This is a genomic window from Carnobacterium maltaromaticum DSM 20342, from assembly GCF_000744945.1.
GTDB classification, from domain to species: Bacteria; Bacillota; Bacilli; order Lactobacillales; family Carnobacteriaceae; genus Carnobacterium; species Carnobacterium maltaromaticum.
In genome coordinates, this window is sequence record NZ_JQMX01000001.1 from 1212849 (window position 1) to 1227819 (window position 14971).

General features: G+C 35.2%; 11 protein-coding genes and 1 pseudogene. 5 read left to right on the plus strand and 7 right to left on the minus strand.

Going from position 1 to position 14971, the window contains the following annotated elements; translation table 11 throughout:
• Positions 1-128: 128 nt before the first annotated feature.
• The 6 genes and pseudogenes from BR77_RS05705 to BR77_RS05730 all read right to left on the minus strand — a co-directional run bounded on the left by BR77_RS05705 (position 129) and on the right by BR77_RS05730 (position 9484).
• Positions 129-1781: a glycerol-3-phosphate dehydrogenase/oxidase gene (locus BR77_RS05705; protein ID WP_035064194.1), complete on the minus strand. Its 1653-nt coding sequence runs from the start codon at positions 1779-1781 to the stop codon at positions 129-131.
• A gap of 42 nt (positions 1782-1823) precedes the next feature.
• Positions 1824-3320, minus strand: coding sequence for a glycerol kinase GlpK (glpK, locus tag BR77_RS05710; protein ID WP_010050233.1), 1497 nt, complete (start codon positions 3318-3320; stop codon positions 1824-1826).
• Positions 3321-3335: 15 nt separating this feature from the next.
• Complete coding sequence (locus tag BR77_RS05715) at positions 3336-4118, minus strand: MIP/aquaporin family protein (RefSeq protein ID WP_035064198.1); 783 nt, start codon at positions 4116-4118, stop codon at positions 3336-3338.
• A 465-nt stretch (positions 4119-4583) separates the two neighbouring features.
• Positions 4584-6044: pseudogene (gene nagE, locus BR77_RS05720) on the minus strand (N-acetylglucosamine-specific PTS transporter subunit IIBC); the annotation flags it as partial.
• Between the two features lie 380 nt (positions 6045-6424).
• The gene (locus tag BR77_RS05725; protein ID WP_035064204.1) at positions 6425-8851 is read right to left on the minus strand and encodes a LysM peptidoglycan-binding domain-containing protein; all 2427 of its coding nucleotides are present in this window, start codon (positions 8849-8851) and stop codon (positions 6425-6427) included.
• 372 nt (positions 8852-9223) lie between these two features.
• Positions 9224-9484, minus strand: a complete 261-nt coding sequence (locus BR77_RS05730) for a hypothetical protein (RefSeq protein ID WP_015075882.1) — start codon at positions 9482-9484, stop codon at positions 9224-9226.
• 252 nt (positions 9485-9736) lie between these two features.
• On the opposite strand from BR77_RS05730, the gene BR77_RS05735 reads away from it, so the two are divergent.
• The 4 genes from BR77_RS05735 to BR77_RS05750 all read left to right on the plus strand — a co-directional run bounded on the left by BR77_RS05735 (position 9737) and on the right by BR77_RS05750 (position 12461).
• The gene (locus tag BR77_RS05735) at positions 9737-10054 is read left to right on the plus strand and encodes a PadR family transcriptional regulator (RefSeq protein ID WP_015075881.1); all 318 of its coding nucleotides are present in this window, start codon (positions 9737-9739) and stop codon (positions 10052-10054) included.
• A gap of 4 nt (positions 10055-10058) precedes the next feature.
• On the plus strand, positions 10059-10703 hold the full coding sequence (locus BR77_RS05740) for a DUF1700 domain-containing protein (RefSeq protein WP_010050221.1): 645 nt from the start codon (positions 10059-10061) through the stop codon (positions 10701-10703).
• Complete coding sequence (locus tag BR77_RS05745; protein ID WP_015075880.1) at positions 10693-11652, plus strand: DUF4097 family beta strand repeat-containing protein; 960 nt, start codon at positions 10693-10695, stop codon at positions 11650-11652. Before BR77_RS05740 ends, BR77_RS05745 begins: the two co-directional genes overlap by 11 nt.
• 140 nt (positions 11653-11792) lie before the next feature.
• On the plus strand, positions 11793-12461 hold the full coding sequence (locus BR77_RS05750; RefSeq protein WP_010050217.1) for a phosphatase PAP2 family protein: 669 nt from the start codon (positions 11793-11795) through the stop codon (positions 12459-12461).
• Between the two features lie 56 nt (positions 12462-12517).
• On the opposite strand, the gene BR77_RS05755 is transcribed toward BR77_RS05750, so the two are convergent.
• Positions 12518-13732 (minus strand): MFS transporter, encoded by a 1215-nt coding sequence (locus BR77_RS05755; protein ID WP_010050165.1) that lies wholly within the window; start codon positions 13730-13732, stop codon positions 12518-12520.
• A 159-nt stretch (positions 13733-13891) separates the two neighbouring features.
• Between BR77_RS05755 and mnmL the strand changes: the two genes are divergently transcribed.
• Positions 13892-14848, plus strand: a complete 957-nt coding sequence (gene mnmL / locus BR77_RS05760) for a tRNA modification radical SAM protein MnmL/YtqA (RefSeq protein WP_035064208.1) — start codon at positions 13892-13894, stop codon at positions 14846-14848.
• Positions 14849-14971 lie beyond the last annotated feature (123 nt).

Below are 14971 nucleotides of genomic sequence, written 5' to 3' on the forward strand. Positions count from 1 at the left end.
AGCAAAAACCCCCATATCAAGCCGGATATGGGGGTTTGGTGAGTCTCTTGAATTTTGTCTAGCATCTATTTTTAATTTTTTCAAGTCCCACAATTATTTTTAATCAAAAACAATGCATCTAAAGTACTTTAATTAAAAGTTGTACTAGCTGTAAGTTGTTGCTCAACTTCATCTAAATACTCTGCTCTCACTGCCTCATCCCAGTCATAATATTCAGCCATCTCGTCTACAATTAACTCTTTCACAGCTTTTGCATGTTCACTATCAAACAGTAATTGGCTGCTACGGCGCAATAAGTAGTCAATTGGTTTAATCACCATCTCATGTTCCAGCCCGTAATGTAGCATTAAATAGTCAACTGGTTCTAACGCACTCCCTTGACTAGCTTTTAGATAACTATATACCTCATCAACATTAGAGCCATAACGATGAACAAGTGCTTCTGCTGTTAATGAATCTAGCCCTAAATGAGTACCTACTTCAACTTTTTCAGCAACAAATTGATCAAAAAGATCTCCACCGCCAACATCGCCACCTGATAAAATTAAATTTTTAGTCGCTGATTTTCGATAAGCCCGTCCCTCTTCAATCGATAATTCAAGCATTACTTGATCGACCACTTTTTCAGACATCTTACGATAACCAGTTAATTTTCCACCTGCAATAGTAAACAGTCCACTTTCCGAATGAAAAATCTCATCTTTTCGAGAAATTTCGGAAGGATCCTTGCCTTCCTCATGAATCAATGGTCTAACTCCTGACCAACTAGATTCCACATCTGCAACTTGAATTGGCGTAATATCGAACATTTGATTTGCCGCAGCAAGAATATACTCAACATCTGCTAAAGTTACCCCAGGTTCTTTGGGATCCCCTTTGTAATTCGTATCCGTTGTCCCAATATATATTTTTCCTTCTCTAGGAATGGCAAACATCATGCGTTTATCATCAAAAGGTGTATCAAAATAAATCGCATTACTAATCGGGAACTTGCTTTCATCAATAACTAAATGAACTCCCTTTGTTAAATGCATCGTCTTTCCTTTTTTAGAATCGTCTAACTCGCGTAAATCATCCACCCACGGACCTGAGGCATTAATAATTTTTTTCGCATAAATCTGACCCGTCTCCCCAGTCAATTCATCATGAAAATAAACGCCTTTAACTCTACCATCTACATCATAAATAAAACGTTCGACTTTAACATAATTGGCAATATATGCCCCTTTCTCAGCAGCTTTTTTTAGAACTTCGATTGTTAAACGTGCATCATCTGTTCGATATTCAACATATACGCCGGCACCCTTTAAACCATTTTTCTTTAGATAAGGTTCTTTTTCAACAGCTCGTTCTGGTTTCAACATATAACGACGTTCATTCTTTTTAACCTTTGCTAAATGATCGTACATTTCTAACCCAATAGCGGTCGTAAAGGATCCAAAAGTCCCCCCTTTATAAAATGGGAGTACCATCCATAAAGGTGTAGTAACATGCGGGGCATTTTCATAAACAATAGCACGTTCTTGCCCAACTTCTTGCACAACTTTAATTTCAAATTGTTTTAGATATCGCAAACCTCCATGGACTAATTTTGTTGAACGACTAGACGTTCCAGAAGCAAAATCTCGCATCTCTAAAACACCTACTTGCAAGCCTCTATCTTGCGCATCTAACGTAATTCCTGCTCCCGTAATCCCACCGCCAATAACCAAAAGATCAAGCGGTGCTTTTTGCATTTTTTCAATATTATCCTGCCTAGTTTGTTTAGAAAATTTCATCATCACACACTTCCTTTTTCTACTATTTGACTCGCAACTTATTCCTTAATTTTTAAAACTTCTTGTTGCAGTTACAGCTTTTTCCCAACCGTGGTATAACACATCACGTTCTGCATCTTCCATCTTAGGTTCATAACTCTTATCTAATAACCAATTTGCCTTAATATCTTCAATACTTTCCCAAAAACCAGTAGCTAAGCCCGCTAAATATGCTGCACCTAAAGCTGTTGTTTCACTAACTTTTGGTCGTTTAATCTCAATATTTAAAATATCACTTTGAAATTGCATTAAGAAATTATTTTTAGCTGCTCCACCATCGACACGCATTTCTGTAATTGGAATACCAGAATCTTTAATCATGGTCTCCATCACATCTTTGGACTGATAGGCAATCGACTCTAGCGTAGCGCGAATGAAGACATCTTTTGAGGTACCTCTCGTTAATCCAAAAATCGCTCCTCGGGCATCTGTATCCCAATGCGGCGCACCTAACCCAACAAAAGCTGGCACCATGTAAACACCATCCGAATTTCCGGCTCGCAAGGCATACTCTTCAGTTTCACCAGCATCCGTAAACATTTTCAAGCCATCTCGCAACCATTGAACAGCCGAACCAGCAACGAACACACTGCCCTCTAACGCATAATTAACTTTACCATCTAAACCGTAAGCAATCGTCGTAATTAAACCATTCTCTGAGTTAACAGCTTTCTCACCAGTATTCATTAAAATGAAACAACCTGTTCCATAGGTATTTTTAATCATTCCTTCTTCAAAACAATTTTGACCAAATAAAGCTGCTTGCTGATCTCCAGCAACACCAGCAATTGGAACCCGCTGTCCAAACATATGGTATTCAACCGTTTCTCCATAAACTTCTGAAGAAGAGCGTACTTCTGGTAACATTTTTTTAGGAATCGTTAAAATATCTAATAATTCATCATCCCATTTCAACTCATGAATATTAAACATCATCGTTCTAGAAGCGTTTGTATAATCTGTGACATGGACTTTATTTCCCGTTAATTTCCAAATCAACCAAGTATCAATTGTTCCAAATAATAAATCTCCTTTTTCAGCACGAGCTCTGGCGCCTTCAACATTGTCTAAAATCCATCTAACTTTTGTTCCTGAAAAATAAGCATCTACCCTCAAACCCGTTTTGCTTTTAACTAATTCTTCATAACCATCCGCTATAATTTGGTTGGCAATATCACTAGTTTGACGAGATTGCCAGACTAAAGCATGATAAACTGGCAATCCTGTATTCTTATCCCATACAACCGTCGTTTCACGTTGATTTGTAATCCCAATTGAATGAATTTCAGTAGGCTTTGTATCCGACTCAATTAAAACACCTGCAATAACAGCCAATGTCGTTACCCAAATTTCATTGGCATCATGTTCAACCCAGCCAGGCTCTGGAAAATATTGTGTAAACTCACGCTGTGATGTATGCACAATTTCTCCTTTTTTATTAAATAAAATCGCTCTCGTACTCGTTGTCCCTTGATCAATTGCTAAAACATATTTTTTCTCCATATATCTATACCCCATTTAATTCTTTTCTTTTGTTCCAATTACTAAACTAGCTAATACAATTATAAAAATAATTAAACCAATAATAGAAGACTCAAAATAAACCACCTTATAGAAAAATCCTCCTGCCAAGGCACCAATAATCGGTCCGACAACTGGGATCCAAGCATAACTCCAATCTGAATCGCCTTTACCGGCAATTGGTAAAATAGCATGAGCAATACGTGGCATTAGATCGCGAGCTGGATTTATTGCATAACCTGTTGGTCCACCTAAAGCTAAACCAATCCCTAAGATCAGTAATCCAACAATAATCGGATTTAAGCCCACTGAAAATTCATTTGCTCCGATTGATAATAGACCGAAAACTAAAATAAATGTACCAATAGCTTCTGTCATCAAATTTGCAAATGGACTTCTAATTGCTGGACCAGTTGCGAAAACACCTAATTTAGCGCCTTTATCTTCAGTTACTTTCCAATGTTTCACATAAACTAAATAAACAATTATAGCTCCTAAAAAAGCACCAATTAACTGCCCTGCAATGTATTGAGGAACCTCCGACCAAGGAAATGCCCCGATTGCCGCAAATGCTAGTGTGACAGCTGGATTTAAATGCGCAGCACTACCTCCTGCTACAACATAAACACCTAGTGTCACACCTAAAGCCCAGGCAATCGTAATTCCCACCCAGCCCATATTATAGGCTTTTGACTTAATTAATAAATTTCCTGCAACAACACCACTTCCAAAAACAATCAAGACCATTGTTCCAATTAACTCAGCATAAAAACTTTCCATTTAAAACATCTCCTTAAGTTTGTTTTATTTATAGAAAACGATTTCAATTACTGATACTGTTATCGTACCATTAATTATTGAAAAGATAAAATAATAGTGAAAAATAAGAGCCGATTAAAAACTTTCTTAAAAAAAGATTGTGAAAAATACATAGAGTTATAAAAAGTCGATTAAAAATCTATTCCATTTAAATTCCTCCTTTACTTCTACAACAAGACTATACAATGAAAACGCTATCTAACCAACGGACAATTTCACAAGATTGTCCGGTAGTTGTTTCATTCACATAACCAACCTAATTGAATACTCTTCTTTCATGCTTGCACATACAGATTTAAGCATTTGATTAACACTTTTTCCTATGTCTGACAATAAACTTAATTAGTTAACTCACAATAGCTTTTTTCAAAAAAAGAACAAAAAAACTCTGAGATTATACAACCTCAGAGTTTCTACAACTATCTATTTTTTAATTTTATTAATCTCGTCTGCAACAAATTGAACTTCAGTCCCGACGATGACTTGAATATCATTTTTACCAACGACATTAATGCCTGGTACACCAGTTGCTTTTATTGCTTTTTGATCAACTTTATCCATATCTTTGACCTGAATACGCAAGCGTGTTGTACAATTATCAACCGCTGTTACATTTTCATCTCCGCCTAAACCAGCATAAATTTTAGTTGCCATTGGTGTAAATTTATTTCCACCTTCTGGAACATCAACTGTTTTTTCAGTCGGCATATCTTCATCTTCTTCGCCTTCACCCTCTTCACGACCTGGAGTCATTAAATTGAATTTAGCAATTAAGAATTTAAATAGGAAGTAATATAAAGCTGCAAAGACTAAACCTTGTAAAATTAACATATAAGGTTGGTTTGCTAATGGTAATCTAAAACTTAAAACGAAATCGACAAGTCCTGCACTAAATCCAAAACCAGCAGTCCAATGGAAGAATGCTGCTACAGCTAATGAAAGTCCTGTTAATACAGCATGTACAAAGTATAATGCTGGAGCTACAAACATAAATGAGAATTCTAAAGGCTCAGTTACACCAGTAAAGAATGATGCGAAGCCTGCAGCAATCATTAATGAAGCTACTACTTTTTTCTTTTCTGGACGTGCAGCTTGATACATCGCAAATGCACCTGCTGGTAAACCAAACATCATTACTGGGAAGAAACCAGCTTGATACATACCAGTGATACCTTTAGTACCTGTTCCAGCCCAGAAGTTCCCAATATCATTAATTCCAGCGACATCAAACCAGAAAACAGAATTTAACGCATGATGTAAACCTGTAGGGATTAATAAACGGTTGAAGAAACCATATAAACCAGCTCCGACCCAACCTAATTTACTAATAGCTGTACCAAATGAAACTAGCGCAGTAAAGATAACTGGCCATACAAAGAAGAGAATAGCAGAAGCAATAATCATTGCTACTGCAGACATAATTGGCACGAGCCGTTTTCCACTAAAGAAGGCCAAAGCCTGTGGCAGCTGAACATGACTAAAACGATTGTACATTTCAGCAGCAATTAAACCAGATAATATTCCAATAAATTGATTTCCAATTTTAGCAAATGCTGGGTTAACAGCCTCTGGTTTGATTCCTTGTAACATTGCAACAGAATCTGTTGATAGTAAAGTTGTGACAACTAGAAAGGCAACTAAACCACTCAGTGCTGCAGAACCATCTTTGTCTTTTGACATTCCTAAAGCAATACCAACAGCAAATAAAACGGCCATGTTGTCAATAATTGAAGAACCTGCTTTAATTAAGAAAGCAGCCATTGCACTATCTCCACCCCATCCAGATGGATCAATCCAATACCCTATCCCCATCAATACTGCTGCTGCTGGTAAAACAGCTACAGGAAGCATCAATGAACGACCAATACGTTGAAAATATTTCATCATTTTCTTTTTCCTCCTAAAACTTTTTTGTTAGAACCTCTTGCCTAAAAAATAAGTGCATTGCATAAAACCGAATGAAAAAAAATTAGGCAAGGAAAATTACATAGACTCATAGCCTACATAGTTTTCCTTGCCTAATTGAATAGTCACAAGAAATCGGTTTCAACTGATTTAACATAGCTTATAATATCAAATAACAAAGTAGCTGTCAAGAATAAAAATAGCATTTTTTAATTTTTTCTAAAGAGGGTTGATTAAATAGCAGTATTTAGCCTTTTAAACGAGTTTTTTTAAATTAAAAAAAGAGCTAAATCTCATTAATTTTCCAATTATTAATAACAAAGAATCTGCATTAAACTCAATGCAGATTCTTTACTTTTTGATTATTTATTTATAATTAAAGTTTGACCTACTAAAATCACATCTGACTTAAGATTATTCCACGCTTTTAAATTGGCTACAGTTGTACCATTTTTATTTGCGATTACCCATAATGAATCGCCACTAATAACTTTATACGTTTTATTTGACGTTGGGTTTGTATTTGTGTTTGTATTGGTTGTTGAACCACCAGCTTTAAGCACTAGTTTTTGACCAACAAAAATCACATCTGAACTTAATTTGTTCCATGATTTTAAATTCGCTACTGAAACATTATTTTTATTTGCAATCATCCATAATGAGTCGCCCGATTTAACTGTATAAGTTGATCCAGCTGTAGTTCCACCAGTATTTCCAGTAGTTGATCCTGTTCCTGGATTTGGTGCTGGTGTTGCTGTTCCACCTTTTATTGTTAATTTTTGACCAATATGAATTGTATCTGATGACAGGTTATTCCAAGCCTTCAAATTCGCTACTGAAACATTATTTTTGTTGGCAATCGCCCACAATGAATCACCTGATTTAACTGTATAGGTTGAACCAGTTGTTGTTCCTCCACCATTTCCATTATTTGAACCTGTTCCTGGATTTGGTGCTGGCGTCGTAGTTCCACCTTTAATTGTTAATTTTTGTCCAACAAGAATCGTATCTGATGATAGATTATTCCACGCTTTTAAGTTGGCTACAGAAACACCGTTACTGTTTGCAATCGACCATAATGAGTCACCAGATTTAACTGTATAAGTTGAACCAGTTGTAGTTCCTCCGCCGTTTCCATTATTTGAACCAGTTCCTGGATTTGGTGCTGGCGCCGTTGTTCCACCTTTAATAGTCAATGTTTGACCAATATGAATCGTGTCTGATGATAGATTGTTCCATGCTTTTAAGTTAGCCACAGAAACACCATGTTTATTAGCAATTGCCCATAATGAATCGCCTGATTTAACTGTATAGGTTGAACCAGTTGAGGTTCCTCCGCCGTTTCCATTATTTGAACCATTTCCAGTCCCTGGATTTGGTGCTGGAGTTGTTGTTCCACCTTTAACCGTTAATTTTTGTCCAACTAAAATAATGTCAGATTTCAAATTATTCCAAGATTTCAAGTTTGCTACAGAAACACCATGTTTATTAGCAATGCTCCATAATGAATCACCAGCTTTAACTGTATAAGTTGAACTTGTTCCAGGGTTTGGAGTTGGATCCGGTGTTGGTGTTGGGTCTGGTTTAGGCGTTGGTGTTGTTGTTCCGCCTTTTACAATCAGTTTTTGTCCAACAAAAATCATATCTGATTTTAAATTATTCCAAGATTTCAAGTTAGCTACAGAAACACCATGTTTACTTGCAATTCCCCATAATGAATCGCCTGATTTAACTGTATAAGTTGTTTCAGTTCCTGTTGAACCACCATTTCCGTTTCCAGTTTCTCCACCTGGATTTGGATCAGGTGTTACATTACCGCCACCACCAGTATCGTATTGCGTTAAATTATTCGCAGCAATAACACTGTTTAATTTAGATGCATATGATGTATCGGTTGCGTAACGTCCTTGTAGATAAGCTGTAGCATCACGATATGAGCTCGTATTGCTCTTCCAAGCACCAGAGTAATAGTTGTGGTTCCAACTAGGGCCATTACGAAGAACTGATGCATAATCTTCTAATAATGATTGGTGATAAGAAGGGTATTTTCTAAAATAATCTATAATTTCATAATAATTGCCGTGTCCATCATCTTCTAAGGTTTTCATTGCTACAGATTGACCATTATAATTGCCTTTGATACCAAATAAATTAAAGTTAGGGCTTGATGCTAATGCACTGTTTCCCCAGCCACTTTCTAATATCGCTTGAGCAATCATCACTGATGCATACAAATCATTTGAATTAGCAATGGTTTGTGCTGAACTTGCTATTTGATTAATAAAAGCTTGTGGAGCCATACTACGAGACATCAACATTTGTTCTGCTACTGCATAGTTAGCAACTGGCGCTTGAACTTCAGAAATATCTTGTTCTTTGACTTCTTCTTTGGAAAGTGGTTCTTCAGTCTCAATCACAGGTACAGTTTCTTCTTTAGCTGGTTCTTCCGCTTCAGGAGCAACTTCACTAGAATCCACTGACTCACTTTCACTTGAAGCTGCTTCACTACTGTCAGCAACACTGCTATCAACTGTAGATGCAGGTTCAATTGCTTCTTTAGTTCCTTCAATAGGCGTTTCATTATTTTCTTCGATTTTCTTTTGGTTTGAATTTGCCAATTCATTTGCACTAGCTACTGCAGAAAAGGTAGGTAAACTTAATGAACCTACAATTAAAGTTGTGCTAACAAAGGCTAAACCTTTCTTTACAACAACATTACTTTCTTTAAACTGCTCTAATCTTTGTGTTGCTTTTTTTGCGGTAATACGTTCTTTTCTAGTCTTTTCCAAAGTAAACCCTCCTGTTTAAAGCTAATTTTCATCACTGGACTTCTTAAAAGTCTAGCCAATACTTCTAAATGACTAAGTACGACAATTAAATTCACACTAAGTTACACTTCATTATAGCGTTATTTAAATTTTTTTTAAAGAAATAACGGAAATTTTCGAAATTCTTAATAATCGTCACATTTTCGTAACAAAATAATCTAGTTGAATTTTTGCTTATAATTTCACAAATATAGCGCCTTTTTGCCTTTACCTAGTACTTTCCCATAAAAAAACAACTATAAAATGAGCTCCTATTTATAGTAGAAGTAACATTTTATAGTTGTTTTTTTAGCGCTTTAAGTAAGTTTAATTACTGAGTTATGACAAAAATTTTTAAGCAAAAGCAGGATTAGTTTCAACTAGCCAATCAGACTCAATTAAGTTAGATAATTTTTTATTAAATGGAATCCAAATTCCAGCTTGCCAAATATCTTTAATTGATTTCCAAAAGATTGGATCTCTTTTTTGTTTTTTAGTTATTTTAAGTTCTAGTATTTGACCCTCTTCAGTTTCTATTGTAATTTTAGGAAAATCAACATTTTTAATTTGGCCGCAACCATATTCATTTTTTAAGATACTATCATCAATTAGCATAGGACGCCACGCTCCCTCTTTCTTTAATCTATTTACACTTTACCAGACATTTCTTAAAATAAAGTAAAGAAAGTGTGACTTTTCTTAGATTATTTGATATCGCTTTCTAAAGTCCAATCCTTCTATCCGCAGTAAGACTGACTACACATCAGACTTTAGTCTTGTTTTTTACTTACTACCTTGTAATAGATAATAGTAGCGAGTATATTTAATGTATCGCAAAACAAACTTACTATGTAAGCAGGTGAAAAATTGAATACCCAATTTAAAAAAGGTGTCTTAGAACTGTGTGTGTTAGTTATTTTAGAAAAAAAAGATTGTTACGGATATGAGTTGATTGAAACTATTTCAAAACACATTGAAATATCTGAAGGAACGATCTACCCCTTGTTAAGAAAATTAACAAAAGAAGGACTTTGCACAACTTACTTACAAGAATCCAACGAAGGGCCTAGCCGTAAATATTACCAGGTTACAGAAGATGGAGTCGCTTATTTAGGAAAGCAATTGATTGAATGGAAAGAGTTTATAAAAAGTGTTGATACAATTATTGAAATAGGAGATGAATGAGACAATGAATAAAGAACATTTTATGATTGAATTAAAATTGAGTTTGCGTGATTTAGATGAAAGTGAACGTCAAGATGTGATGCGCGACTATCTAGAACATTTTGAAAATGGATTGGCAGAAGGAAAGACCGAAGAGCAAATTGCGAAAGAACTAGGAAGTCCTTCCCAAATCGCGAAAGAAATTTTAACAACTTTAGGTGTCAAACCTCAAGTAAAAGGACCAGAATACAGTCAAGGAGATTGGGTTTCATTTGAAAATGAGAAAAATCCCTATCAAGAACCAAGTTACCAACCTAGACGTCATAATCCAAATAGTCCTTTAATGACCGTTTTTAAATTTATCGGCTTAGGATTTTTCAATTTAGTCTTTGTTTTAGGACCTGCAGTTGCACTTTTAGGTTGTTTATTTGCCGGATGGATTACTAGTATCGCTTTTACTTTAACGCCACTGGGCGGTATTTTTATGATTGTAACAGCCTTCTCAACAGCTAGCCTCTTCCAATTTTTCTTTACGATTTTATTATGCGGCGTTGGTTTGCTCCTACTTACCCTTCTCTATCCAATTACTATACTAATTTTCAAATTAGTAAAACGTTATGTATTATGGAATGTTAGAACAATTTTTGGAGGACCTTACTATGAAAACTAAACTTATTAAACGAATGGTAATTTTAAGTCTGAGCATGTTAGCAATCGGAGCTGTTGGATCAATCGTTACCTATCCAATGGCTCATAAAAAAGTCACTTTGGATCTCAACAAAACCGTTGATGCGACTTCAGTTAAGCAAGTTTCTGTTAAAGGGACCTCAATGGATATCACTTTAGCTGATTCTCCTGATAATAAAATTCATGTTTCTGTCAATGGAGAAACGCAATCTGCGGATAAATTTGACATTAAAACAAAACAAAATGGAGATACATTAGAAGTTACATTTGATGAACCTAAATTAATAGAAATGAATTTTGTGCTATTTTTTAATTATAATAACCGCTCTGCTACTGTTTCTTTACCAAAATCAGTTAAGCAAGCAACTGTTAAAACAAATTTTGGGGAGATTTATACAAATAATTTTGTCGGTGAAAGTCTTGAGCTTAAAACAGATGCTGGAGATATTAATTTATCTGGCTTGAAATTAACTGATTTAAATGCTAAAACAAATGCGGGAAGTATTTCCCTTTCTCAATCTGCCATTACGAATACTGATCTAAAAGCCAGTGCTGGTGCCCTTTATGTAAACAATTTAGTAAGTTCAAAAACGAAACTGAATACTAGCGCTGGAAACATTGATTTAAATCAGGTAACTGGTGATCTTGTGGCAACAAGTAACGCGGGTGAAATAGATTTAACAAATAAAACAATTGATCAAAATATTGACTTACAAACGAACTTCGGAAGTATCAATGTGCAAAGCGAGTCAAAACCAACTAATCTAACAGTAATAGCTGCCACTGATCTAGGGGAAATGGATATTTTTGATCAAAATAATCGTGAACAAACTTTTGGAGCTGGCAAGTATAAAATGAATTTAAAAACTAACGCTGGAGATATAGAAGTTAATCATAGCGCTTATGAAAATGATGATGAGGATTTTGATTAAGAACTTAAGCTAATTTTAAAAGACATAAAAATGAATTTAAGCTACAATTATAATAAGAAGAAACAAAACTAACCTTTCCTTTTAAAAGAAAGGTTAGTTTTTATTTCATCTTCACTATTTATGAAAGTTTGAGGTATTTTATGAATCACTATCAAAAAAAATGGGTATTTGCTAGCTTACTAGCTCTTTTGGGTTTTGGCTTTGTCGCTAGTAGTGTAATGTTGAAGGCTACTTGGGTTCTAACTTTTGATCAAAATCTAACCACTCTAATTCGAGACCCTATCACAACTGGAAAATCTAATTTTTATCTTCCAATTACTCAATTCGGGAGTGTAAAATTAATTATTTTTATGGGCTTTATTTTTTGTCTGTTTTTAATTTTCCGAAAAAAGGATTGGGGAAATGCGTGTTGGTTTGTGGTTAATTTAGCTATAGGAGCAGGTTTACTAAATCTAACGATGAAAAATATTTTCAGACGCCCACGTCCAATTATTGAACATCTGGTCAATGAAAATACATTTAGTTTTCCTAGTGGTCATGCAATGGGTTCTATGGTTTTTTATTTTAGCGTGGCCTTTATTCTTTGCCAATTCATTCGCTCAAATAAGTTACAAATCATCGTCTGTCTTATTGCTAGTTTTATGATTGTTTCTATTGGGATGAGTCGTATTTATGCTGGCGTTCACTTTCCTAGTGATATTCTAGGTGGCTATCTACTTGCTTTTTCATGGATGGCTTTGGCTCTTGCTTACTATGAAAAATGGAGTCAATGGTTTCAATCAAAAGCACTTCAACTACTGGCTAAATAAAAAAGCTTTAGAATTGGTGAACATACCAATTCTAAAGCTTTTTTGTATTAACTAGTTTAAATATCCATCATTTTTTGTGTTTTTTGTTGGAGGAATAAAGATACGATAGCTAAACCTAACAAAATAAAAATAGCGATGAATAAACTTGTAATGCCACCTAAATTGGCAACCACTACTGCTCCAAATATCGGAGCAATCATACGTGCTGCTGTTGCAGTTCCGTTAACCAAACCTTGATACAAACCCGCTTGCCCAACTGGAGCTAATTTATAAGCAATTGTCGGAATTGCTGGCCAAGCAAACATTTCTCCTAGCGTTAATAAAATCATCCCTAGTAAAAATCCACCATAAGACTCTGCTTGCATCGCGAATAAAAACGAACAGAAGAATAAGCCAATTCCAATATAAATTTGAAGACTTAATTTCTCTTTAAATCTTGCTACTAAAGGAATAATCAGAACTTGTCCAATTAAAATTAGCGTTCCATTAATACTCCATAAGTTTCCATACTGAGCTGTTGTAACCCCTTTTTGACTAGTCATGTACGTTGAAAGGTTTGATTGCCATTGCACATGAGGCAACTGACAAAATAGATATGTTAAGAGTAATAACCCAAATGAAATTAAACCAATTTTAGTTGCTTTCCCTCTAACTGTCCCTTTTTGTTTATGTTTTGTCTCGCTGGTTACCTTATTTGAGTGCCAATCTATTTTACGGAAATAAACAAAAAAGAATAAAGCATAAATAAGTGCAAAAGCAAACGATCCAGTGTAAACATTACCCAATCCATCTTTTGCCAAAAAACCAGCTAAAAATGGACCTACAGCTACTCCAATATTTTGGGCAACATAGATCGTATTAAATCCTGTCCGTCCACCACTAGGATGAGTCAGACCTGCTGCTGTGTATAAACCTGCAAAAACCATTCCCATTGCTACACTAACAGCCCAAATATTATAAATAAAAGCTGGATGCCCATGAAATAAAAACAAAGAGCCCGTTGTTAAAACTAAAATACCCGTACCAATTGCTAACGAAACATAACCAGAGACTCTATCAAAAATAATCCCACCGATTACACTTCCAATAATACCGATTCCAGAATTAACCAACAAAGCCGTTCCTGCAGCTGTATCGGACATCCCTAAATTTTCTGTCATATAAAGCATATTAAAAGGCCAAATAAAAGACAAACCTGTATATAATAAAACCATTCCAATTGCGACAATCCATAGATCACGAGGCAATCTTTCCTTTTTATTCATTTGCATCATGTCCCTTCTACATTAAATAAAATTAACCAACCCTAACAGTTTACACTATTGTTTGGGTTATGCAAAATAGATTTTTAGCATTCCATCCTTTTTCACCTTATTTTTTCATCAAAATTTATCTTTTCGTGGTAAACTATTATATGAGGTGAAAATAAAATGAACCAATTTAAATTTACAAACGATCCAAATAAACGTTACCATACTTGGAATTATGCTTTACGGGAACAATTTGGCGAAAAAGTTTTCAAAGTTCCTTTAGATGGTGGTTTTGACTGTCCAAATCGAGACGGTACTGTTGCTCACGGTGGCTGTACATTTTGTAGCGTTTCGGGTTCTGGTGATTTTGCTGGAGACCGAATCGATCCCTTGCCCATTCAATTTCAAAAAGAAGTTCAAATGATGCATAACAAATGGCCCAATGTCACAAAATACATTGCTTACTTCCAAAACTTTACAAATACACATGCACCAGTTGCCGAGTTACGGCACAAATTTGAACAAGTAGTCAATGAAAAAGGCGTTGTTGGAATTCAAATTGCCACTAGACCTGACTGTCTACCAGACGATGTTGTAGATTACTTAGCTGAATTAAATCAACGTTACTATCTTTGGGTTGAGTTGGGGCTACAAACGATTCATGAAAAAACTAGTCAACTTATTAATCGAGCTCATGACTATCAAACGTATTTAGATGGAGTTGAAAAATTAAGGAAACACAACATTAATGTTTGTACCCACCTAATTAATGGTTTACCCGGCGAAACGACTGAAATGATGCTAGAGAGTAATAAGCGTATGATTTTAGACTCTGATATCCAAGGCGTTAAACTGCATTTATTGCACCTAATGCGTAACACAAAAATGGTTCGTGATTATCATGAAGGTCGACTGGAATTTATGGATATGGAAACCTATGTCAATCTAATTTGTGACCAAGTTGAACAAATTCCACCTGAAATTATCATTCATCGATTGACTGGGGACGCCCCACGAGATACAATTATCGGCCCACTTTGGAGTTTAAAGAAATGGGAAGTATTAAATGCAATTGATCGAGAACTAAAACAACGAAATACATTCCAAGGATCAAAAAATATTCGTTTACATGGCTAGTTCTTTTGAATCAGTCCTTCGGAAAAAAGATAAATTCCTTAAAAAGTAAAGAGCAACTTTTCTTGGAATTTCCTATTTTTCTGCCAGACCTATGCGGTTCAACAAACTTTTTATTTAGGAGGT

Excerpts from the sequence above, each read along its gene's own strand:
- BR77_RS05705 (WP_035064194.1), bottom strand. The coding sequence starts at position 1,781 with ATGATGAAATTTTCTAAACAAACTAGGCAGGATAATATTGAAAAAATG.
- glpK (WP_010050233.1), bottom strand. The coding sequence starts at position 3,320 with ATGGAGAAAAAATATGTTTTAGCAATTGATCAAGGGACAACGAGTACG.
- BR77_RS05715 (WP_035064198.1), bottom strand. The coding sequence starts at position 4,118 with ATGGAAAGTTTTTATGCTGAGTTAATTGGAACAATGGTCTTGATTGTT.
- BR77_RS05730 (WP_015075882.1), bottom strand. The coding sequence starts at position 9,484 with ATGCTAATTGATGATAGTATCTTAAAAAATGAATATGGTTGCGGCCAA.
- BR77_RS05740 (WP_010050221.1), top strand. The coding sequence starts at position 10,059 with ATGAATAAAGAACATTTTATGATTGAATTAAAATTGAGTTTGCGTGAT.
- BR77_RS05745 (WP_015075880.1), top strand. The coding sequence starts at position 10,693 with ATGAAAACTAAACTTATTAAACGAATGGTAATTTTAAGTCTGAGCATG.
- BR77_RS05750 (WP_010050217.1), top strand. The coding sequence starts at position 11,793 with ATGAATCACTATCAAAAAAAATGGGTATTTGCTAGCTTACTAGCTCTT.
- BR77_RS05755 (WP_010050165.1), bottom strand. The coding sequence starts at position 13,732 with ATGCAAATGAATAAAAAGGAAAGATTGCCTCGTGATCTATGGATTGTC.
- mnmL (WP_035064208.1), top strand. The coding sequence starts at position 13,892 with ATGAACCAATTTAAATTTACAAACGATCCAAATAAACGTTACCATACT.